This is a genomic window from Pseudoalteromonas gelatinilytica (genome assembly GCF_001641615.1).
Classification (GTDB): Bacteria; Pseudomonadota; Gammaproteobacteria; order Enterobacterales; family Alteromonadaceae; genus Pseudoalteromonas; species Pseudoalteromonas gelatinilytica.
Window position 1 is genome coordinate 68,548 of record NZ_LRRU01000014.1, and the last position, 22,561, is coordinate 91,108.

Genomic DNA, 22,561 nt, shown 5'->3' on the forward strand with positions numbered 1-22,561 from the left:
TTATGAAGATAGGTGAACTTTCAAAAACGACAGGGTGTTCGATACAAACAATTCGGTATTACGAGAAAGAAGGGTTGCTTTCAACTCCTGAACGTACTGAAGGGAATTACAGGTTATACGGTGAACGGGCTTTAAAAGAATTAGAGTTTATAAAGCATTGCCGAAGTTTGGATATCCCTCTAACAGATGTTAAACGCCTTATGGAACTGAAAAATAAGCCAGAAGAAAGCTGTGCAAGTGTTAATAAGCTCATTGCTCAACAATTGGCCTTAGTTAACAATCGAATGAGAGAACTCAAAGCACTAAAAGCTGAGCTTCAACAAATGGCAAGTTTGTGTACAACTGAAAACACCATTGAAGCGTGTGGAATAATTAAGTCACTTGATAGTTAGAATTGTCATTCATTTTCTATCCGTGTTGTGTACGAATAACTATATTTTATTACGTTCATGTACGAAATTTATTTAATGTACTTTCGTTCACTTGATTGTTAAGATGTACGAAAGTTACAGGTTTCGTACATATGAAAGTTGGTTTTGCAAGAGTCTCAACTAAAGAGCAAGATTTAAATATTCAACTGTCCAAGTTGGACGCTCATGGCTGTGAAAAAATATTTCAAGGAAAACAGTCAGGTGCTTCCATTAGAAATGAAGAAAAGCTAAAGGAACTCATCGATTTTATCAGGGAGGGTGATGAGGTAATTGTTACTCGCCTTGATCGGCTAGGCCGATCATTAAAGTCTATTCTTGAGGCTATTGAAAGTATCCACAAAAAGGGGGCTTGTTTAAATATTATCGACGGCTCTCTCAATACTAAAAATGATAATCCGTTTGCCACCGCCATGATCAACCTATGTGGAGTATTCGCTCAACTTGAGCGGGATCTTATAAAAGCCAGAACCGCAGAAGGTCGCGAAGAAGCGAAGGCTAAAGGCAAACATATGGGTAGGTTGCCTGCTTTATCAGACAAACAAGCGAAAGAATTATATAAAGATAAATTAAATGGTGAATCGATCTCTGCATTAGCGAAGAAATATTCTGTTAGCCGCCCGACGGTTCATCGAACTATTGAAAGAATGGAACAAAAAAATAATAAATAAAAGGAGATGTTATGTGGTCTGATAAAGAGTCAAAAATTGACTTCTTAAACTTTAATGAAACGGCTGAGTCGATTAAAGATCTTATCACTGAAAAGGAATTAATGCCTATTAGTATAGGTGTCTTTGGTGATTGGGGCGCTGGAAAATCCACGATTCTTGAACTTACCAAAGCATCTTTGGAAACTGATGAACAAGAATATATACAAGTGCATTTCGATGCATGGACTTTCCAAGGATACGATGACGCTAAAGCAGCGCTATTAGAAACAATTGCATCTACTTTAGTAAAAAAAGCAGCAGACGATAAAAATCTAAGTGCAAAAGCAATAGAGTTTGCTGGACGAATAGATAAGATCAGACTGATGGGACTGCTAATGGATGGTGGTGCAGCATTAGCTGGTATACCGACTATGGGTGGTATACAGAAGATCATGGGACTATTCAGTGGTGGTGACGATGGTGAACTTGATGTTGATGATGTAAAAGGTGCTGTCGATGGCGCTAAGGATGTTGCGAAGAAAAACAAAGGTTTGATCAAAGATAAGAAATCATTCTCACCTCCTAAAGAAATTAAAGAATTCCGAAAAGCATATTCTGATCTGTTAAAGGAGTTTGATAAGCCACTTATTGTCTATGTCGATAATTTAGATCGCTGCTCTCCATTTAATGCCATTTCAACACTTGAGGCGATCAGATTATTTCTATTTTTACCAAATACCGCATTTGTCATTGCCGCCGATGAAGACATGATCCGTTTGGCAGTACCTGAATATCACAAAGGTGCATCTCAACGACATCAAACTGATTATTTAGACAAGCTTATTCAAATTCCTGTGCATGTACCAAGGCCCGGTGTTCTTGAGATAAGGGCATATTTAATGATGCTCACCGCTCAAGACCACGGAGTGACAGATGCTCAGTTAGAAGCGATAAGATGTGCCCTTGAAGAATCATTAAGGCTTTCTTGGAAACAACCACAAATTACCGTTGATGAGCTTCTTCAGGATCACGATATCGAAAAGCATTCAGGACTCAGAAGCAAATTTGTAGTTGCTGAACAGTTAGCTCCACTATTAGCTGAATCCACAAACATTAACGGTAACCCTCGCATAGTTAAGCGATTACTCAATCAAGTTAAGATGAGAAAGAAAACGGCTCACCGTCGAGGAATGCAGCTTGACGAGAAAACTATCACTAAGCTGGTAATTTTTGAGAGGTGCTTAGGCACTCAGGCTACTAACAAGCTTTATGAATTAATTGATAAGGAAAACGGATATCCAAAAGTTTTAGCGGATCTCGAAAATTCAGAAGTTGAATTTGATGAAATAAAGTTACCTGAAGAGTGGAAACTCGACCTAGCTTTTATTGATAAATGGTCAAAATTACCTCCAATGTTTACTGAGATGGATTTGACCCCAGCGGCATACCTTAGCCGAGAAAGCATTCCAATGGGTGCTGTTAATGCGGTAATGTCGGGAGCTGCTCAAAAACTTGTAGAAGAATTAATGAAGCAAAAGGTAAGGGTCAGTGGCGTTAACTCTACTGCGATTACCACAACTCCGAAGGAAGAGTACATGTCAGTCATGGATGGTTTGATTGAAAACTTTAAGTTGATTGGTGATTGGACCGAAAAACCAACAGGCATCTATGGAGCCGTGTTACTTGCCAAGCAGGATGATAAATGTTGCTTAAGTCTTCTTACATTCTTAAAAAGCTTGCCTCGTCAAAGGTGGCTCAATCCAATCTTAAAAGAACTAGAGGGAATTAAGTAATATGGGTACGTCCGCATCGTCTACAGGACCGAATAACAAGAGTCCGCTAATTCCATCTTGGGCAGAGCAAGGAGATCCCGTCACAATAGAGCCTGCATCAGGTACTGATGGGGATGATCAAACTGGTTCTGATAACAATCAATCTGATGATCAGAATGACCATACCAACGATATTGACAATGACAAGGTTCAACAAGAAATCGGTGGTTCGCCAACAGCAACGCCACCTCCAAATAGGTTTGCCAGCGCCAGAAGAGCATTTGGTAAATATGCACAAACAGGTGGCTCAACCTCAGATCTAAGGCGTTCATTAAAAAGTTACTCTAGAAAAGGCTCTGGCGGAGGTAAAAGCACAAGCCGGAGACTAGCAAGCGGTATAACGGCTGGTTCTGGATTGCTTGGTGTCATGCGTGGCGACACCGTAACGGTTAATAATCAAAGCTTATCATTAGGTGATCTAACTGGGTTATCGACTGACCAAGCAATTGACAAAATTGCTAGTCATTTGGCACCTGATAATGCCGATTCGGATGCTGTAAGAGTTGCGTTGGATTACGCACTAGAGGAAGCATTACCCGATACAGAAGAATTTGACCCAAACAGTTTTACTGACGAAGTTATTCAAGAAGCCATAGGCTGTTATTTAACAGATCTTATTTTTCAGGATGTGGTTGAAGGCATGGGCAGAGCTTGGTTTCATGTTGAGCCTGCAAGTAAGCATCATCAAATGGAAGTAGAATTAAGGGAATTAATAAAAGTGATCACACAAGAGCAGTTAGACAAAGTAACTAATGGCAACCCTAGTACTATTAGCAAGGAAAATATTACTAAAATTCAAGCTGATGCAATTGCAATGACAGTGGATGAATGGGAGAGTTTTGATGACTAATTTTTATTTTAACCATGACCCAGCTAACTTGCCTGATTTTTCTGAAGACTGTCATCCTGTCCAAATGTTTCACACGCATCAAAATGACATCACTAAGCACAGCTTAGTGTCAAAACAACTACTACAAACAGTTCGTGATTTAGGATTGCATGTAGATGCTGATGCAATAGATCTGATAACAATTGCAACCGCCGTTACCGCCGCTGATACATTTGAATTGAGGGATAATGCAGAAAATGCATGGGCTAGAAAAATGCACTTGCATGTTCCTGTTACCGATGAGGATATGTGGAATACTGTTGAGCCTGAACTAAGTTCTTTGCTCAACTTTCTAACGGGCGATCAATGGCAGTTTACTTTTGAAAAAACAACTATGCCGATGCCGACTCCTAAAACAAGTGAGCAAGCGAAAGCAAAAGCAAAATCATTAATTGGACTCAACTCAGTCTGCCTTTTTTCAGGAGGTCTTGATAGCGCAGTTGGTGCAATTGACATTTTAAACGGAGAGTCAGCCTTAAAACCGCTTTTGGTTAGTCACGCTTATCGTGGTGATGGCGCAAAACAGGAAGATATTAAGCAATTATTGTCCCCGCCATTCGGCGAATTGTCCTATTCAATGTCTCCTCATATTATCAAGCAGTTAGAAGGTAAAACTGACATTAGCATGAGGGGAAGAAGCTTCAACTTCCTAGCTATGGCGGTACTTGGTATATCAGCCTTAAGAAATGCTAATTGCGATAGCAGTATTGAAACTATTGTCGTCCCTGAGAATGGCTATATTTCTATAAATCCACCGCTTACCAGAAGACGGATTGGTAGCCATAGTACTAGAACTACTCATCCTAATTTTCTAAGCAGGCTTGAATCTTTGCTTAGAGACACTGGGTTTCATGTCAAATTTGTAAACCCCTATCAATTCAAAACTAAAGGTGAAATGTTAGCGGAATGTGTTGATCAAGACGCAATTAGAAAAGCAGTTCCTCTGAGTGTTTCTTGTAGTCATTGGCACAGAGAGCATAAACAGTGTGGGCATTGTGTACCTTGCCTTATTCGAAGAGCGTCAGTTTTTCATGCTGGTTTTACACAAGATGCGCCATACAAGACAAAGCGGTTGAGAGGTCTTATTAAAGAAAAAGATACTCGCGATGATCTCCAAGCGGTTCAAACTGCCATTATTAGATTGAAACAATCAGATAACTATCGTTCTTGGCTTCGAAAGTCAGGACCAATACCACAAGAAAAAGATATACGAGAAAAATTAGAATCAACTATTAAGCGAGGATTGGCAGAGGTTGAATTATTTCTCCAAGCGGATAAATCATCATGATGGATCTTCATTGCCATGTTGATTTATATCCAGATTATCAAGAGGTATTGAACGACATAAAAAGCAGTAATTATTACGTGCTATCAGTAACTACGGTGCCGTCAGCTTTTGAAGGTACTGTCCAGTTAACAAGTGACATAAAACACTGTAAAACGGCTTTGGGTCTGCACCCTCAACTTGCTCATTTAAGGAAAAATGAACTACCTCTATTCGATAAGCTAGTTGATAGAACTAGATATATTGGAGAAATTGGGCTGGATGGCTCAAAAGGTTATGCTGATTACTTTGATGATCAATTAGAGGTTTTTACGCATATTTTGAAAAAATGTGAAGGCTTTGATAACAAAATATTAACTATCCATAGTCTTAATGCGACAGGTGAAGTACTTGAACAACTTAAGTTATACCCCGATGCTGGTACTTCTATTCTTCATTGGTTTTTAGGTACTAAGAAGCAAGTTCTAGAAGCCGTCGAGCTAGGCTGTTTCTTTTCTATTGGGCCAGCCATGCTTACTTCAGCCAGAGCTAAAAAAGTAATATCGTGGATACCTCAAGATAGGATTTTACTCGAAACTGATGGCCCTTTCGCCAAAGTGGCGGGGAATATTCTGTTTCCTTCAAGTGTTGGCACTGTTACTGAATATCTGGCTGAAATTTGGTGTAAAAATAAGGCTTCGATAATTGAGCAACTGTCAGCAAACCTTAGGTGTTTAACATCAGTCAAGTAACTAATTATACGTCACGTAATCTTATAACAATTTTATTCAGGTTTAATCGATTTGTTTGAAGTATTTGTATTAGCTATAGCACTCAGTATGGACGTGTTTGCAGTATCCATAGGCTTAGGTTCTAAAAAAGTAGCAAATGCTGAAAAACTCTTTATTAAAGCCGTTGCTTATTTTGGATTTTTCCAAGGCTTTATACCTCTTTTAGGCTATTACAGCGGTAAAGGATGATCATCTTGGATTGAAGATTATGCACCTTGGATAGCTTTTATTTTGCTATTATTTATCGGTGGCAAAAATGATTTATGAGTCCCAATCTGAAGGAATTGAAGAAGATATTGCTAATGTTACTCATCGTGTGCTATTTGTTCTTGCTATTGCCGCCAGTATTGATGCAATGGCGGCAGGTTATGCAATCACATTGCTTGAGGTAGACATAGCCGTAGCTTGCTTGATAATAGGCGTCACGACGTTTGCCTTTAGCTAGATTGGTGTGAATATCGGCGAAAGAAGTGGCGTATGGCTGGAGTCTAAAGCTGAACTATTTGGTGGTTTAGTGTTAATCGCAATCGCATTTAAGATATTACTTGGTTGGCACAGAACCACCGAATACTAGGCTACTTACCTGAGCAACATGCATTGCCTTCTTGAATAGGAGGACACTTAACTGTTCCATAAGAGCAGTAAACGCAACAATCACCTTTGAACGGTTTAAGTAGTGCTTTACAGCTTTCGCATTCGTAATACCATTGGCAAGCGTTTGTAGGCATGGTTTCAACTTTGCTAAATCCACATTCAGGGCAAGTTATCTTAGATTTTAATTCTATACCTTGCATACTGGTTCCTTAATGGGCTTAACAATATCTAAAATAGACATTACGACCATCCAAATGATCCCAAAGTAAAATAAGTAAGTGCTCCAGTCGTATTGCCATAAAGGATAAAGGGTCAGCAATACTGCAATTGGGCCAATGACACTTAAAATGCCTCTTAATGACTCTCGATGTTGATACCAATTATAGAAATTAACTAACAACGCTAGTGAAGCAAATAATGGCAATAAGGTGTTCACCGCTATCCCTTCAAAATGTGAAAGAAAACCTAACCCAAGCGCAGATGCCAATGAGCCGAGCGCAGGAAAACATGCTGTGCAACTAAGGGCGGCTAGCCAAACGCCACCAGAACCTACTTTATCTAGAATTTTATTGATCATAACTATCTACCTCAATTTTTAAGGTAGTATAAACTCCGTACATAAGTACGGGGTCAATAGCTATTTAAGTGAATTTATTACCGGGCAGGATTGAGGGTCTTGATTGGCCTTGCAAGAATCTGTCATATCTTGAATTACTTTCTCTAACCGCTGTAAATCAGCAATTTTATTACGGATGAGATTAAGTTTTTGCAATCCCATCGATTCTATATCAGCGCAACTGCTACTTAGTGACATCAGTGATTCAATTTCTTTCAGCGTAAACCCTAATGCTTTAGCTTTCAGAATAAATTTGAGTTGATTAGCGTGTGTCTCGTTATACTTTCGATAACCTGATTCGGGTTTTGGAGGCTGCTCTATTAAACCTTGGCGCTCATAAAAGCGGATCGTTTCAACATTGATATCTAAATCTTTTGCCAGTTTTCCAATGGTTCTCATAAACATACTCTTTAGAAGCAGAGACATCATTATACAATTAATGCGGATTGCCTAAACTCAATTTTATTGCATGAACGGGGTCGCTAAGCGTCCGCTTTGTAGAATTAAGTTCACATATCCAGATCACTCTGACCGTCTCTTGTTCGCTCTTGCTGCCTGTCAGGTGAAGTCTAAACCTAATCAACAAAACTGTAAGATGAGATATGAGCTACTACATCTAATCTATTGTTTCGTTGAAACTAATTCAATAATTTCACCAGTAGACGTATCCACTCTTATTTCTGTATGTTGCCCTGAGTGCTGAAGTTGATTTTTTAAATCAGCATTAATCAGTTTGAGCTTATCTATTTCAGCGTACATTTCTTGTAATCGCACCAGTAGCTTTTCAAAATCCTTATCGATTTCCTTAGGGTCAATCTCGTTTTTTTGCTTTTCTTTAGCAAGCTTGCTTTTTAGTTCGGCTACCTTTGTTCTGAGTTGTTTTATTAAATTATCTTTATTTTTTTCTTCCCAAGTTAATTGAGCTTTTTCAATATTTTCTCGTAACTTTACCCATTTTTCTTCTTCTTTAGATAGATTTGCAATATTTCTTTTAGCTCTCGTTGCTACTGCATTTTTGGTTATCTTGCTGCCATCAGATTTCATCTCTTCAAAAGCACGTTTTATATCATCGTATGCGCTACTCATGCTTGTTCTCCTTGGTTTGTATGCGCTTTGCCTTCATCTAATACATAGTCAGCTGCTGCTATATTATTTTTCCAGTGAATAGCAAATAGCTCGTAATCTTCTTGCTCTTCTTTGGTTAATGCCGCATATGCCTCTAGTTTCTGCGTTGCTTCTTTTTTTATTATTTGCCAATTGACCTTGTGGCGTTTGGTAATGATTTTACTACCACAATACACACAGCCACTAGGGATTCCTGCTCCTTTTATCTTGCAAGCTTCTCCCGCAGTGCAGTACCCCGTAGGTAAGCCACGTATGTTTTTAATATTTTTGACGAGAAATTTTTTCAGTTCTTCAATTGAACTGAAATGGATCTGCTTAATCACAGTCGAATCTTTACTTTGACTATCAGTAATACCTATTATCAGATCTTTAGATGTTTTATTAATTTGCTCACCAGCACCACCTTTAAGTGATTGTGACTCGGCTTCATCTATTAACTCTTCTGCAACACGGTCAATTAAAATCTCATTAAACTCTTCAGTAGTTTTAATTAAAGTTGTTGAGGCCAAAAATGCTCTTCGAGTATAAACAAACGTCATTAGGCTAGTTAAATGTTTAAATTGATATCTAATATCATCAAGCTCACCTAATTTATTGGCAATGACAAAGTAGGCCAACGTATGTCGAAACATGTGAGCGGTTAATCTAAACGTATCGCCTTCTTCGTATGGGACACCTCTATTCTCTCCTCTAACTTCTTTGTAGTTAGATTCAAGGCGTTCAAGCTCTGCTATATCATCATCGTCTAGAGTTAAGTCAAAAAGCTCAATGTTTTCACTGTTTTTAACCTCAAATTTTGTGAATCGCCCAGCATCGCTAAAACTAACACTACAGCTACTATGTGAAACCCCGAAAAGACGGTTTCTTTCTAACCCTTCTTTCAAATTGTGTGCTTGACTACTTGTTATATTGGCTCTGCATGAAGAAAGTACAGCTTTTGCCCTTTCTTGCATACCGATCACATATTTTTCGTAAATACCAACACACTCATGTACTTCAGCGTTTGAAAACCATTCCATCTCAACCTTACTGTTGTCGGTTTTGGTCATAATTGCCGTAATGTAATAAATATCATCTTTGTAATTGGCACAGCCAACCTTGCATGTAAGTACTTCGTTATATCTCATACCTGTATAGGCCAAGATATTAATGTATGTGGCTAATTTTAAATCTTCTAATTCTTCGGATAATTGAATGAATTCCTCTTCATTGGGTAAGTTTCTTACATGTTTTGCTATTAGCTCACCTGTATTCATTTTGGGCGGTGGTTCAATGGAGCCTTCATGTAAACTATCTATTAAGCGTGCATTTAATTCTAGCCATCGTTCTATCTTATCCTTAGAGTTTTCAACTATTTTTTCTGCAAACTTCAGAATTTTTTTCATTACTTTAGTAGGAATGACAGGGTGCGAATAAGTGACTGGTCTCGGATGGTGTAACTCGTTTAGTTGGTTAAGCACATTAATAAAAACACTACACACCTTAGGGCCAAAAAGACGAAAGCTTCGTTGCACGTCAAATAGTTTAGTAAATGAGTGTGATTGTCTGTAAATAGCTATTTTCCCGACTTCATATAAATAGTCTTTTATGAGATTCCTAATAACTAAGTCAGATTTGAACTCCAACTCATGAAATGAGTGATAACCTCTTTGTCTTAAGAAGGCTGCAATTAAATTTAGATACGTTACATCATTTTGAAGTGTAGAGATTTTTAGAGGTTTACCGCCTACAACATCACCATGTGTGAGTTTAATTAGTGAATAAATTCGAATTTGATATGCTAATTCATCAACACCTTTAAAATTCACATTTCTTTGCGTTTCTTCATAGCTTATCCAAGTGTCATCGCCAAAGTGAATAGTGCCATGTTTAGCAATATTCAATGCTCTGTTTTCCCACAAAGCAATCGAATTAAAAGCGCTAGTATCATCAACTTTAAAATCTTCTAACACCTGAACCAAAGGTTTTATAGTGATTTGACCTGTATGTGTTTTTACAACAGCGATATCAAGTAGTTTTGTTTTAGTTATCTCTTTGGTCATAGCAAACCTGTGTTTTTCCAATGAGGATGAATACCCTCTGTTCTCAATAATTCTTTTCCATCAATCACAGCTTGAGCATTAAGCTTGGCAATATCAGTTAATATTTCGTTAACTCTATTTTTCAACTGCTCTATGTTTTCCAGTTGCTCTGTTACAGAGTCAAATGTTGCGGCTGAGTTTTCCATATCAGCAACAACAAAATCCCGGTATGACAAAAGTTTCCAAACATGCAATGCGTCAGCAACACAGCGATAGAACGGACACCACAAGCATGCGTTAAAGTCGGCACATGCATGCTCGTTTGTATCTCGCTGGTCTAATAATTTCCTGTTTTGAGATTCGAATGCCACTACTGCGGATTTATCTTTTGAGTTAATGCATGTGCCATTCGGGACTTTTTTACCGTCTTCTGGTGGAGTCTGCAAAATGATTACTTTGTCGGTAACATCGCGAACAAAATAGTCTGCCATTGTTTTTGTCGCTCTGTTGATTGTCATTGCAACATCTTTGTTATCTTGCATTAAATAATGACGCAAGAACGTTTCATAAGAGTGCTTGCCAGCTTTTTGATACCACTTAAATTCTTTGGCAACTTTTCGGTAAATGTAGTTAAGCCCTGATTTTCTGATCTTTTGCGAATTAAATACGATATCACACCCAAGCTCAGTCAATATCCTATCTATAGTGGTCTTGAAACGTGATGCTGTTAATAATTGAATCTTTACTTCTCCAATACTATTTACTTTGGGAAAAACAAAAATTCTTTTTGATAGGTTCTCAATAGAAGGGCGGTAAATAGACGTAAGTCTAGTCGCAGCCTTAATATCAAATATTACTGGTTCGACAACGTCGCCGTATAAGACGCCTTCTTTTTCTAGATCTTCGGCTTTAATTTCAAATTTATGCCATTGAGTTTGATAATTAGCTCGGCGTTTAAATAAACGAAGAGCAGGAGTTTTACTTGAATGTAATGGCGTGTTAAAGAAAAATAAGTCGTCAGTATCAAGCTCTAGCGTAGGAGTTGAATTCCAACCAGTTTTCAATATGACTTTTGCTGCATAAAGTGTAACTTTGTCTTTAATTGTGAGTAAGGTCTCAGAAAGCCCTTTTTCTATGTAATATGCTAATTCTACTACTTCTCTATATGAGTAGAGTTTATCTTGATTCTGAGATAGTTGCTCTTGATGTTGTGCAGTTAATTCGGTGTTGACCGGAAAGCTTTTAATAGTATCTAGACCATAAAACGATAGTAATTTGTCGATAGCGCTCTGATATTGATTACCAACAAAAACCGACAAATCGCCTTGTTTTGATTTTAGTTGAATTGCCTCTCTTATAGCCTTTAGTATCTCACAGTTATTTTCAACAAAAGCATGAACCCCATGACTGGCAATAAGCTTCATTTGTTCATCTGTTAATGATGATGCATTTTCTTTCAATGCTCTAGCCATACTACCTATGTAACCTTTGAGAGTGACGATACCTATGCTCTCGCCATCAATTCGCTTTGTAAAAACTTTATGGTATTCGACTAGGTTTTGATAAAATTTATAGGCATTGTCATATACCCACTCATGCTTCTGCCATTCGGTAGTGTCACTTTCTTTAAGGTAATAGCCCAATGAGTAGGGTAATAAACTTTCCTTTGCGATTTTTTCACCCGTAACAAAGTGGTAAAGGTCCAATGCAGCGTTTAGTAGCAGTAAAAACTGCTGGTTATTTTGAGTTTCTTCTTGGTAATGCTTATAAAGGTATTTAAATCCCTGAAGGCCATTTTCTGCAAACCCTTGAATTCCACGCTCACTAAGCAGCTTAATTATTGGTGATGCTACGCTACCAGCACTATTCAACCACCTTGGAAATGATAAAGTTGAGGATCTAACTCTTGTTGTATTAGCTTCCGAAGCGCTTGCTATCTGATTTTTCAAAAAAGCATCAACTTCATTGCCAAATTTGGATGATATGCTTTGTGCATACCCTATTACTTCGGCTTCAGTTTTAAATTGATTGACTCTAGCTTTACCCCACACATCGGGTAGTATAAATTTTAAAAAAGTACGGAAGTTGTGATTGCATATAAATGATGAAACGAATTCCCTATCCTGTAATGTTGCCAATAATGGCAGTTTGACGCGTTCAGTATTCTTAAAAGTATCATGTAGACAAAGATTTATAATAGCTGTCGCAGTTTTGAGGATATTGTCCCCAATAGAAGAATCTTTGAGGCTTAATTCTGGAAGGACGAGATAGTCCAGATATTTATTTAGTAATTTACGAATCTCTTTTACTTGATGGAATTCAAGTTCGAATAATTTAGTTATGTCGATTGAAGTAGCCCCATTTACTAGCCTAAAAGGAGCGTTGATAGCGTTATCATAAAAATGAAACTTAGCTAAGTTTTCTAAGGCTTCTTCTATACGAGTAGCATAACTAGGTAGCTTGACATCATTTATTTCATTAATGCAAAAGTATTCCAGTTCTTGCCAAATTTCAAAGTCTGATAGAGCATTTAATCCCGAAGTTTGAATTGATGTCGCAGTATCTGTACTAACCTTATTAAGGGCTAGAGGAAGAGTGTGTTGTAAACTGACACAAGCATTCCGCAAGCGACTCATTGAAATAGCAGTGTCGTCATCTGCGCTAATATTGTTTTCTTTGTCATATGCCCTGTTAAATAAAACGTCTAACTGTTTGGCTAGAACAATTGAATGAGGTTTAAATCTAGCAGGAATACGATTGGACTTCCGCGTTTTAACTTGCTGCTGCATCTTCAGCCTCACGCATCAGTAATTCGTCAACATCACCGTAGATATCTTTCACCCACTCTGACATTGCTCCGTATGCATCCACTGCTACACTTTTGGCAAAGTCGATGTAACGTTTGGTTGTTTTAAAACTTTCGTGACTCATCAAGGTCATTAGTGTCTGTCTGATGGAACTCTCCGATTCACCTTTGTCAATTAGGTATTTAGCGACATAAGTAGCAAAGGTAGCGCGTAAGTCATGGAATGTGCGTAATAGTATTTCTAATCCCTGCTTCCTTTGTTCTTTTCTAACTATGGAAATAGTATTCCCCGGTGTATCTTCGCTTATCCGCGATCCTGAACTATTCATAAACAAAGGAAGCGGATGTTCACTATTGTCCATACCATGATTAGTCTCATGTTTGGTACGTCGCTTCATATTTTGAATTGTCAAAGTGTGATTGTACAAAAGCTTCATTAGAACTCGCGCTATTGTTAATCTCACTGGCTTATGTCCTTTTCGTACAATGTTCAATTTTGGAATACGTTTCTCGTTTTCTTTTTCATCAGGATCAAAAAGGTCTTTCTGGTCGATGGCTGAAATCTCAAAAGAACGAAGTCCACCTAGCAAAGCACATTGCAAATAAAGCTTATAAGTCTCTTTTTGAGCCGTATCCGTCTCCAGCAACTGTTTAAGTTCTTTTGGAGAATATGGTTGTAGATCTTTTTCGGGTGAGTCTTCCTTTTGTTTCAATGTATTTGGAATGCTCAAATTACTAACCCACTTCCATAAGCCTCCAGAACGTGTGTTGCTAGTAGGTAATTGAAACAATGAACTTACACTTGATTTAGCTTTCGATTTAATACGTACCTGTTTGTATTCAAGTGAGAAGGGGAGGCTATCTATAGCCCCGCGCTTATGGCTCCATCTATAGAATGCTTTAACAGCTCTAATTCGTTCTTGAGCGCTGTTAAAGCTTATGCGTTTAGACTTATCTTTGGTTTCGACTCTTTCACATAAATGTTTGTGATATCTCCACACAGGTAACCTAGAAATATCATCATCTACAGATTGTTTTGAAAGTGGTGCAGTTATTACTTCAAAATAGGATGCATCATCTTTATCCAACCAATCTAAGAAAGCTTTTAAGTGCTTAGCTATACTGCAAACAGACTTAACATCTAATGGCTTTCCCGGTTGGCTGGCATGATAAGCGTCACTAAAAGCCTCATTGTCTATTTGATTCTTTTTGAGACTGAAATGACCTTCAAAGCGGTGCATTAAAAATAAGTTCATTTCTTGGCATTCGGTGAAGCGAGTCGGGTGATATAGCACTGGAAAATTAGGTTCTATTTTATCGTGCCTATATGAGTGAGTTCTGATGCCTTTTTCAGTCTTAATAGGTTGCCCTGATTTATCGAGGTGAAAAGACATTCCTTTTCCAAAGTTGACTGATGCTTTAATTATTTTAGTTTTTGTTGTATTTCGAAGTATCATTTTCGTTCACCTTTGATTCTTAGCTAGAGTATGTGTGTAAAAACTTTTTTGTTCAAGTTTATTAAGGGTATGATAGTATTATATCAATTCGGGGGTGATTTTGGATGAGAGTCAAAACTTAACCGCATCACAGCTGAAGACCATTATTACTCGCTGCGGTGAAGGCACTAAACTCATTTGCTCAGGTAACCTAGCGCAAATTGATAGTAACTACCTCACGCCTGTGACCTCAGGCTTAACCTATATTGTTGAGCGTTTTAAAGATTTTGAGGGTAGTGCCACTGTTAACTTAAACGGTGTAGTACGTAGTCGTTTAGCCAGCTTTGCTGAAGAAAATTTATAACTTGCCAGTATACCTATGCCTCGTTAACCTAGCTGTTACCGAGGTAAGGTACTTATAAGCCAGTGAATTTTTTACCGTTAAAGCATTACTATCGCTCTTTAGCAGTGGCACTAATTGTGCCGCTGCTGGTGGCGTTTTTTTTGTGTTTACACTTATATAATTTAAAACTTGAGCGGGCGATAGAAAGCAGGCAAAACGGTTTTAATAATATCTCAGCTCAACTTAGCCATGCGATGAGTGCCGCAGATGGCCTCATTGACACCATGTTTAAACTCTACGAGCAGCCACTTTCTTATGATTTTGATCCTAGTTGGGCACGTAATGTGAACCAGTTTGATCATTATTACTATCAAACCGTTGGTGATGGAGTGGGCGAGATAGTCGGGCAAGGTAAGTTTGCCTCAACCGCTTATGCAATTAATCAATGGCGACGAGTAATTGCCCTTGGCCCGTCTTTTAATACCACGCTGTCACTTATTCAATCTTTAGAAGCGGTTGCTTATGTTAATGAGCAAGGCTTTGTTTATATTAAGCGCCGTAACACAGCAAAAAGTGAATTTTTGACCAGTGTGCTAGATAACAAGTTTCGGCCTCTATTAGTGAATAGCAACAAGCTTGCTTCGAGCCCCGTGTTGACTATTAATGGCCATGCCTACTTTGCAATTGGTAAGCAACGAGCAGCCAATAGTCGTGATTACATCGTGTTGATTTATGACCTTGAAGCAATTTCTAGTTGGTTAAAAAAAATATCGCCTAACTATGGTGAGTATATTTTTATCAACCAAGATAACCAAGTTATAGCCAGCTCAAAGACACAACTTAACACTGCCGTCAGTGCTAGCGAACATTGGCCTAATGTCGCTGTAGATATGCGCAAAAATAACCACAGTCATTTAGTGCAAGAAGCAACAAACTTACCTATTTACACTCGTTTCTATGAATCAAAGCAAGCCCTGAGTGAACCTGTAGGCTACGACATTTTTTTAGAATTCGCATTTTTGAGTGTGTTTTTAGTGATGATGTTCAGCGCTGTTTTTTGGTTGAGTCAGCGTATTTTTGTAAAACCAATGACGCACTTAATGAATTATCTTGAGCAGCATGATGAAGGCAAACAAGCGTTAGTTCATTATCGTATTCCAGTTGATTGGCAGCCTTGGTTCAGCCGTGTGAAAAAGGTGTTTAGCCGTAATGAAGAGCTCGTCCAATCTTTACAAGAGGCAAATAAAGCGCTTGATTCGCAAGTACAGGTAAAGTCAAAACAATTACGCCGTAGTATCGATGCGAAAGAGCGTCACTTAGCGTTATTAAATACCATGCTTAATAACGTACCGGATCTCATTTATTTTAAGAATATTGATGGCTCGTTTTTAGGCTGTAATAAGGCGTATGAGCGCTATATTGGTTTGCCACAAGAGAAGCTTGTAGGCCAGCAGTTATGTGATATTAGTGATGATAACGGCGAGTTAAATGAGCTTGAAAAACAAGTACTCAAAGACCGCCAAGCTTATCAAAAAAGATTGACCACAGAAGATAACAGTTATCTATTTAGCATCGTGCCATTTTATAACGAGCATCAGCAGTTTCTTGGCACCATGGCGATTGGTCGTGATATTACCGAGCAGCATAATGCGCTGAATGCATTACAAAGCTCCGAAGCAAAATTACGCAGTGCCATGGAATATGCTGCAAATGGGGTGCTGTTGGTATCGCTTGACGATCAGGTGCTGCAAGCAAACAAAGCGGCACGTAAAATCTTTGCAATTGAAAACGCCAATGATCTTAAATTAATAGACTTATTTGCTGAACAGTCTTATCAGACGTTAAAAAATATCCTGACAGAGCTATTGCATGAGAAGAAAAAAGTTTATCACTTTAGTCTTGAACAACAAGAGCAGCAGCGCTGGCTACAAATTAGTGTGTCATTAGTTTGGAATGCTGAGCAAACACCTGATTACTATGTTGTTCATGTACAGGATGTGACGGATTTAGTAAAAGCAAAAGATGATGCTGAGCGGGCAACATTAGCTAAAAGCCGCTTTATTGCTAACCTCAGTCATGAAATACGCACACCACTTAATGCTGTATTAGGCTTAATTGATGTTATCGCTTTACAAGGTTTAACACAGCCGCAGCGCAACCATGCCGAACAGGCAAAATCAGCGGCCAATAGCTTACTTACTTTACTGAATCGTATGCTCGATTTTGCCCGCGCTGAAAGCTCGCAAGTGCAAATTAATAAAGCCCCTTTTAGTGTGCCTGACTTAATCGATTACTGTGAGGGGATTACCGCTCCTTTATGTGCAAATAAAGATATCGAATTTAAAGTTGAATGCGATAAAAGCATTAGCGATAACTTGATGGGTGATCAGATTTGCTTGCAGCAGGTATTAGCTAATTTACTGACAAACGCAGCCAAATTCACCGAGCAAGGCACAGTAATATTAAACTTAATGTTGGTAGAAGAGTCAGCTGAGCAGCAACTCATTTGTTTTACTGTTAAAGACACGGGCATTGGTATTAGCAAGGCAGATCAAAGCCGCTTATTTGATGCATTTACTCAAGGTGATGAATCATTAACGCGCTCTCATCAGGGGGTGGGTCTAGGCTTAGCGATTGTTAAGTACGAAGTTGCGTTAATGGGAGGCGAAATTAAACTTGAAAGCGAAAAAGGCAAAGGCAGTGAATTTTGCTTTTGCTTACAGCTTGATAAAGCCGCAGAGCCTGTGAAAAAAGAGCTGGTTTCACTGCCTTCAAGTACTGACTTATCAGGGCTTTTAGTACTCGCTGTGGATGATAACCCGCTTAATTTAAGCATTATTAAAAGTATTCTAGAGCAAATTGATGTCACCGTTGTGTGTGCAAAAAATGGTGAAAAAGGCATTGAGCTGGCAAATAGCTTAAGGCCCGATCTCATTTTTATGGATATTCAGATGCCAGAGATGGATGGTTGCCAAGCAACGCGTATTATTCGTCAGTCATTCACCAAAGAGCAAATGCCGATTTACGCACTCACTGCACACAGTGAAAGTGAGGATATTGAGCATTCAATCGCGGCGGGGATGAATAAACACCTAACTAAACCGATTGTTGCTAGTAAGTTGTTTTTAGCAATGAGTGAACTTGATAACACAAAAGAAGTCTTTTTTGATCAAGCTTTTATACTGTCTCAGTTTGCAAACAATACTAAGTTAGTATTAACTATGTTATCAAAGTTTGCGACTATGGCAGCAGAGCAGTTATTACAAATCTGTACATTAAAAACTACCGATGAGTTGGTCCGTGTGGTTCATAATGTAAAAGGGTCAGCCGGAAATCTCGGTTTTAAGCGATTGTCAGCGTGCGCTCAGCAATGTGAAGCTAGGCTTAAGGTAGATGGCGAACTGCCCGAACAATTAAATGATGAGTTGCAATGGCAAATAAAACAGGTCATCGCATTTATCATCGAACAAGGATCTACTGATGTTGAAAAGAGCCAAGGTACTGATTGTTGATGACGATCCGTTAAACCGCTTGGTATTAGAGAAAACATTGCAGCAAGACTATGATGTTTTTTGTGTTGAGAGTGGCGAAAAAGCTCTGACGTTTTTAAAAACGCAGACTGTTGATTTGTTGATCTTGGATATTGTGATGCCAGGCATTGACGGCTACGAAGTGCTTACTAAGTTAAAAGAAAGCGCGGCCACCAGTATGCTGCCCGTAATATTTATTTCTGCCAATACCAGTCACGATGATGAAGCTAAAGGCCTTGAATTAGGCGCGATGGATTACATCACTAAACCATTTAGTGCAGCTATCGTGCGTGCCAGAGTGCGTAACCAGCTGCTGATCAAACAAAAAAATGACTTACTCGAAATGCTCGCCTCAATTGATGGCCTAACCGAGATCCCAAATCGACGTTATCTGGATGAAAATTTAGCACGAGAGTGGCGTCGTTGCCGTCGGGATCAAACCCCGTTATCGGTGTTACTGATGGATGTTGATCACTTTAAACGTTACAACGATTGCTATGGTCACCGAGCTGGTGATGATTGCTTAAAACAAATTGCTCATGCCTTAGTTGGGGCGTGTGAACGAGGCAGTGACTTTGTTGCGCGTTATGGTGGTGAAGAGTTTGCGGCAGTGTTACCCAATACTTCAGTGAAAGAGGCTATCTCGTTTGCAAATAAATTGCGCAATGCCGTGAATGAGTTAAACATTCCACACAAAGCGTCGCTAAATGCTGACCATGTCACAATTAGTATTGGTATTGCGACCACTGAAAATGGTCAGGTTTATGCTGAGCAAACCTTACTAGAGGAGGCTGATTTAGGTCTTTATCAGGCTAAGGATGCAGGGCGAGATCAGATAGTATCGAGAATGATCGCAGTAAATGAACATGAGTAGGCGATTGCCTACTCACCCATTTTAAATTTCTTATTAGCCATTGCTAAGTGATTTATAAATCGTATCACCCACGCCAATTAACTTATCATTTTTAAATACAAGTGGCGTACACTCGTCTTTAGTCATCTTGCCATCAGAGTGAATGCTATGCGTTGCATAGAATAATACTTGATACACATCATCACCTTGCTTTAATAACTCGGTAAAGTTAGGTGTATTTAGTTTGTTTAATACCGTTTGGTAGCTGGTATCTAATGCAAGGTTAGAAATCACTTCACGATTATTTTTATGTTGTTGCTGCCAGCTAGATGAGCTTCCCGCCCAATGTGTATCGGCTTCACCGTCAGAAACAGCAATGACACAACCAGTTAAAAATGGTGCAGTTAGCGCGGCAATTAGAAGTGCTTTTTTCATGTTCTTTTATCCCGAAGAAATTGTTTTTTAGTTATTCACTTAATAGCAAACTGCTTGCCAAACTTTTAAATCATAACTAAATCAATTGTTTATGTTGTTTTTAGTCAAAAGGCTAAGTTATAAATTACTAACTACTTAGCTCTATTGACTAATAAATTGCGATTTAGACCAACCTGTTACGCATTTCGCCTTGATTAAATGCTTGGATATTTAACGCAATTTCGTTAACTAAGCGCACGATAGATTCTTGGCTGGCCCATGCAATGTGTGGGGTAAGTAATAAGTTTGCACCTTTGTATTGTGCCAGCGGGTTTTCTTGCTCTGCGGGTTCTTTACTGAGTACATCAACACCGGCTCCGGCAATGACATTATTAGCTAATGCATCAGCTAAATCGGCCTCATTGATGATCCCACCACGAGCAGTATTAATGATGATAGCTGACGGTTTCATCATGCTTAATTCTGCCGCAGCGATTTGGTTGCGTGTTTCATCAGTAAGCGGGCAGTGAACACTAATAATATCAGCAGTGGTCAGGGCATCATTGAAACTAACACGACCTTCACGAGGCGTTTGGCCTTTTCGTTCACTGATGATGACATTGGCACCAAAGGCACGCGCTACATCGGCAACGGCTTTACCCAGCGAGCCATAACCAACAATAGCCAGTGTTTTGCCGGCAATTTCATTAAAGCTGTAATCTAAACGGCAAAACATGGGGCTTTGTTGCCATAAGCCTTGCTGGCAATCATTAATGAATCTGTGAGTATTACCCAGTAAATTAGTGATGAGGGTAAAGGTATGCTGCACTACACTCGGTGTTGAATAACCTGCGACATTGGTCACTGCGATGCCATGCTCTTTTGCTGCACCTAAATCAATGTTGTTAGTCCCTGTCGCTGCAACACATATTAATTTTAAATTAGGTAATTTGCTCATGGCGTGTTGATCAATCACCACTTTATTACTAACAACGACATCGGCATCTTGGCAGCGCTCAACAACCTGTTCTTGGGCGGTTAAGTCGTAACAGGTTAATTTACCTAATTGCGCTAGGGCATCTAACGACGTGTTGGCTAATGTTGCTGCATCAAGGACAGTAATATTCATGTGCTTTCCTTTTTTAATTTATTGCTTGACCTTGGGGTGTACTCCAAGGTTTATAGTGAGCATAATAATTAAACGCTTCACAATGGAGACGGTGATGAAAATAGGTGAGTTTGCACGCCAGTTGGGTGTCTCAACAGATACGCTAAGGTACTACGAAAAGCATGGTTTGTTAACGCCAAGTTCGCGCTCAGACGTGGGATATCGTTTTTATTCTGAGAATGACTATAAACAAATGGCGTTTATTCTCAGAGCAAAGAATGTTGGCTTTAGTCTGGCTGAGATCAAAGAGCTATTGCAAATCAAGTTTCATAAAGATCAGCATTCTTGTCATGAAGTTAAAGAAATGACGTTACAAAAACGCGATCTCGTTGCACAACGAATTGCAGAGCTTACTCGCTTTTATGACTCACTTTCATTATTAGCAGATAAATGTTGTGGCGGCGAAGAGCCTGCTGAAAACTGTTCAATACTAACGACGCTGGAGGATATCGATGGACTTACTCAATAATTTTTGGCATCTATTTTTACTCTCAGCGCCTTGGTTAATGCTGGGCTTATTCATAGCGGGTCTTCTCAATGTGTATTTGCCTGCTAACTTTCTTAATCGGCATTTAGGCAAAGAAGGGTTATGGACCACAGTTAAAGCAGCCTTTATTGGTGCTCCAATGCCCTTGTGTTCATGTGGTGTGATCCCTGCGGCTATTGGTTTAAGAAGGGCGGGGGCGTCAAAAAGTGCCACCACGGCATTTTTAGTTTCAACCCCTGAAACTGGGGTCGATTCGGTTTCGGTATCTTATGTGTTGCTTGGCCCATTTATGGCGGTGATACGTCCTATTGCCGCCGTGTGCAGTGCCATTGTGGCCGGTGTCTTAGTGGGCAAAGACAGTGAACTTCATCAACCGCAAAGTACACAATCAGATCAAGAAACTACTAAAAAAGACTCTTGTTGTAGTAGTAAACAACCTGAGCATAAGACCACAACGAGCTGTTGCAGTAAAGAGGCAACTGCTAAGCCCGCACAAAGTTGTTGTAGTAAGCAAACACCTCAAGAGCTTGAGCCTGTTAAAACAACAAGTTGTTGTAGTAGCAAGGGATCGCAACCAATTCAGGAGCCACAACACAGTTGCGCAACTGAAAAAGCAGCACCTTCGCAGAAAAGCTGTTGTAGCAGTGAGCAGTCAACTAAAGCCGTTGAAAGTCGTTTTAGCAAACTGAAACGTGCAGTGAGCTTTAGTTGTAACAAGCTGCTTGAAGACACCATGATTTGGTTAATGATCGGTTTATTCTTTGCTGCTCTGGTACAAACTTATGTTCCAGAATCTTTTTTAAGCCAGTGGGGTAATGGTATTTTTGCGATGCTGGTGGTTATTTTAATCAGTATTCCTATGTATATCTGTGCGACTGCATCGACACCTATTGCGGCAGGCTTATTACTCAGTGGTGTGTCTCCAGGGGCGGTGCTGGTGTTTATGTTGGCAGGGCCGGCAACCAACATTGCAACGCTTGGTGTGGTTGGAAAAGAGCTTGGCAAGCGTGCGGTATTTGCCTACCTAATTGGGGTGATTGGTACGGCGCTGGCATTTGGCTTTTTAACCGATTATTTAGTGGCGCAATATGGTTTTGTGGTGGCGCCGATGATGGGTGAAGAGCATGAAGTTCTACCACATTGGTTAAGCCTGATAGCAGGTATTGTATTGGCAATTTTAATCCTTAGATTACTGCTAAAAATGGTATTAAAAAAGTCGTCTCAAACTGGTAAGAGCATTGCGTAATTGTTTGTTGTAAAATAATTTTTTTAAATTTACTGGCATTTAACTTGGTTAACTACCGCGTCTCGGTT

Annotated in this window: 19 protein-coding genes and 2 pseudogenes; 12 read left to right on the forward strand and 9 right to left on the reverse strand. The window is 39.2% G+C overall.

The window, feature by feature from the left end; genetic code table 11:
- Positions 1-2 precede the first annotated feature (2 nt).
- The 7 genes and pseudogenes from cadR (at position 3) to NH153_RS06200 (ending at position 6,428) form a co-directional block, all read left to right on the forward strand.
- Positions 3-392: a Cd(II)/Pb(II)-responsive transcriptional regulator gene (gene cadR / locus NH153_RS06170; RefSeq protein ID WP_016708229.1), complete on the forward strand. Its 390-nt coding sequence runs from the start codon at positions 3-5 to the stop codon at positions 390-392.
- 131 nt (positions 393-523) lie between these two features.
- Positions 524-1,099, forward strand: coding sequence for a recombinase family protein (locus NH153_RS06175; RefSeq protein ID WP_062566150.1), 576 nt, complete (start codon positions 524-526; stop codon positions 1,097-1,099).
- Between the two features lie 11 nt (positions 1,100-1,110).
- Positions 1,111-2,871, forward strand: a complete 1,761-nt coding sequence (locus NH153_RS06180) for a KAP family P-loop NTPase fold protein (RefSeq protein WP_082079326.1) — start codon at positions 1,111-1,113, stop codon at positions 2,869-2,871.
- Between the two features lies 1 nt (position 2,872).
- Positions 2,873-3,760, forward strand: coding sequence for a Qat anti-phage system associated protein QatB (locus tag NH153_RS06185; protein WP_016708226.1), 888 nt, complete (start codon positions 2,873-2,875; stop codon positions 3,758-3,760).
- Positions 3,753-5,087, forward strand: coding sequence for a Qat anti-phage system QueC-like protein QatC (qatC, locus tag NH153_RS06190; RefSeq protein ID WP_063702034.1), 1,335 nt, complete (start codon positions 3,753-3,755; stop codon positions 5,085-5,087). Before NH153_RS06185 ends, qatC begins: the two co-directional genes overlap by 8 nt.
- Positions 5,084-5,815, forward strand: coding sequence for a Qat anti-phage system TatD family nuclease QatD (qatD, locus tag NH153_RS06195; protein WP_062566148.1), 732 nt, complete (start codon positions 5,084-5,086; stop codon positions 5,813-5,815). Before qatC ends, qatD begins: the two co-directional genes overlap by 4 nt.
- A gap of 51 nt (positions 5,816-5,866) precedes the next feature.
- Positions 5,867-6,428: pseudogene (locus NH153_RS06200) on the forward strand (manganese efflux pump MntP).
- 1 nt (position 6,429) lies between these two features.
- On the opposite strand, the gene NH153_RS21930 reads toward NH153_RS06200, so the two are convergent.
- From NH153_RS21930 to NH153_RS06235, 7 genes are all read right to left on the reverse strand, one after another.
- The gene (locus tag NH153_RS21930) at positions 6,430-6,648 is read right to left on the reverse strand and encodes a GDCCVxC domain-containing (seleno)protein (RefSeq protein WP_062566147.1); all 219 of its coding nucleotides are present in this window, start codon (positions 6,646-6,648) and stop codon (positions 6,430-6,432) included.
- Positions 6,636-7,025, reverse strand: coding sequence for an organomercurial transporter MerC (gene merC / locus NH153_RS06210; RefSeq protein ID WP_016708222.1), 390 nt, complete (start codon positions 7,023-7,025; stop codon positions 6,636-6,638). Before merC ends, NH153_RS21930 begins: the two co-directional genes overlap by 13 nt.
- 60 nt (positions 7,026-7,085) lie before the next feature.
- Positions 7,086-7,463 carry a MerR family transcriptional regulator gene (locus NH153_RS06215; RefSeq protein ID WP_063702036.1) on the reverse strand — a complete coding sequence of 126 codons (378 nt, stop codon included), beginning with the start codon at positions 7,461-7,463 and terminating at the stop codon, positions 7,086-7,088.
- A gap of 222 nt (positions 7,464-7,685) precedes the next feature.
- Positions 7,686-8,150 (reverse strand): hypothetical protein, encoded by a 465-nt coding sequence (locus NH153_RS06220; protein ID WP_016708220.1) that lies wholly within the window; start codon positions 8,148-8,150, stop codon positions 7,686-7,688.
- Complete coding sequence (locus NH153_RS06225; protein ID WP_045979590.1) at positions 8,147-10,231, reverse strand: site-specific integrase; 2,085 nt, start codon at positions 10,229-10,231, stop codon at positions 8,147-8,149. The genes NH153_RS06220 and NH153_RS06225 overlap by 4 nt, the downstream gene beginning before the upstream one ends.
- Positions 10,228-12,999 carry a hypothetical protein gene (locus NH153_RS06230; protein WP_062566146.1) on the reverse strand — a complete coding sequence of 924 codons (2,772 nt, stop codon included), beginning with the start codon at positions 12,997-12,999 and terminating at the stop codon, positions 10,228-10,230. The genes NH153_RS06225 and NH153_RS06230 overlap by 4 nt, the downstream gene beginning before the upstream one ends.
- Positions 12,983-14,473 (reverse strand): tyrosine-type recombinase/integrase, encoded by a 1,491-nt coding sequence (locus tag NH153_RS06235; protein WP_063702038.1) that lies wholly within the window; start codon positions 14,471-14,473, stop codon positions 12,983-12,985. Before NH153_RS06235 ends, NH153_RS06230 begins: the two co-directional genes overlap by 17 nt.
- Positions 14,474-14,558: 85 nt before the next feature.
- On the opposite strand from NH153_RS06235, the pseudogene NH153_RS06240 reads away from it, so the two are divergent.
- The 3 genes and pseudogenes from NH153_RS06240 to NH153_RS06250 form a co-directional block, all read left to right on the forward strand.
- Positions 14,559-14,816 (forward strand): annotated as a pseudogene (locus tag NH153_RS06240) (PhoH family protein); the annotation flags it as partial.
- Between the two features lie 62 nt (positions 14,817-14,878).
- Positions 14,879-18,307 (forward strand): response regulator, encoded by a 3,429-nt coding sequence (locus NH153_RS06245; RefSeq protein ID WP_063702042.1) that lies wholly within the window; start codon positions 14,879-14,881, stop codon positions 18,305-18,307.
- Positions 18,276-19,199 carry a diguanylate cyclase gene (locus NH153_RS06250; protein ID WP_063702044.1) on the forward strand — a complete coding sequence of 308 codons (924 nt, stop codon included), beginning with the start codon at positions 18,276-18,278 and terminating at the stop codon, positions 19,197-19,199. The genes NH153_RS06245 and NH153_RS06250 overlap by 32 nt, the downstream gene beginning before the upstream one ends.
- A 33-nt stretch (positions 19,200-19,232) precedes the next feature.
- Here NH153_RS06250 and NH153_RS06255 read toward each other — a convergent pair whose 3' ends face one another.
- Positions 19,233-19,613, reverse strand: a complete 381-nt coding sequence (locus tag NH153_RS06255; protein WP_063702046.1) for a DUF3192 domain-containing protein — start codon at positions 19,611-19,613, stop codon at positions 19,233-19,235.
- A 163-nt stretch (positions 19,614-19,776) separates the two neighbouring features.
- Positions 19,777-20,721 carry a D-2-hydroxyacid dehydrogenase gene (locus NH153_RS06260; RefSeq protein ID WP_063702048.1) on the reverse strand — a complete coding sequence of 315 codons (945 nt, stop codon included), beginning with the start codon at positions 20,719-20,721 and terminating at the stop codon, positions 19,777-19,779.
- A gap of 94 nt (positions 20,722-20,815) precedes the next feature.
- Here NH153_RS06260 and zntR point away from each other — a divergent pair, with 94 nt between their 5' ends.
- Together zntR and NH153_RS06270 are read left to right on the forward strand one after the other, a co-directional pair.
- Entirely contained in the window at positions 20,816-21,229 is a 414-nt protein-coding gene (zntR, locus tag NH153_RS06265; RefSeq protein WP_082874003.1) for a Zn(2+)-responsive transcriptional regulator, read from the forward strand.
- Positions 21,213-22,493 carry an SO_0444 family Cu/Zn efflux transporter gene (locus tag NH153_RS06270; RefSeq protein ID WP_063702050.1) on the forward strand — a complete coding sequence of 427 codons (1,281 nt, stop codon included), beginning with the start codon at positions 21,213-21,215 and terminating at the stop codon, positions 22,491-22,493. The genes zntR and NH153_RS06270 overlap by 17 nt, the downstream gene beginning before the upstream one ends.
- Positions 22,494-22,561: the final 68 nt, after the last annotated feature.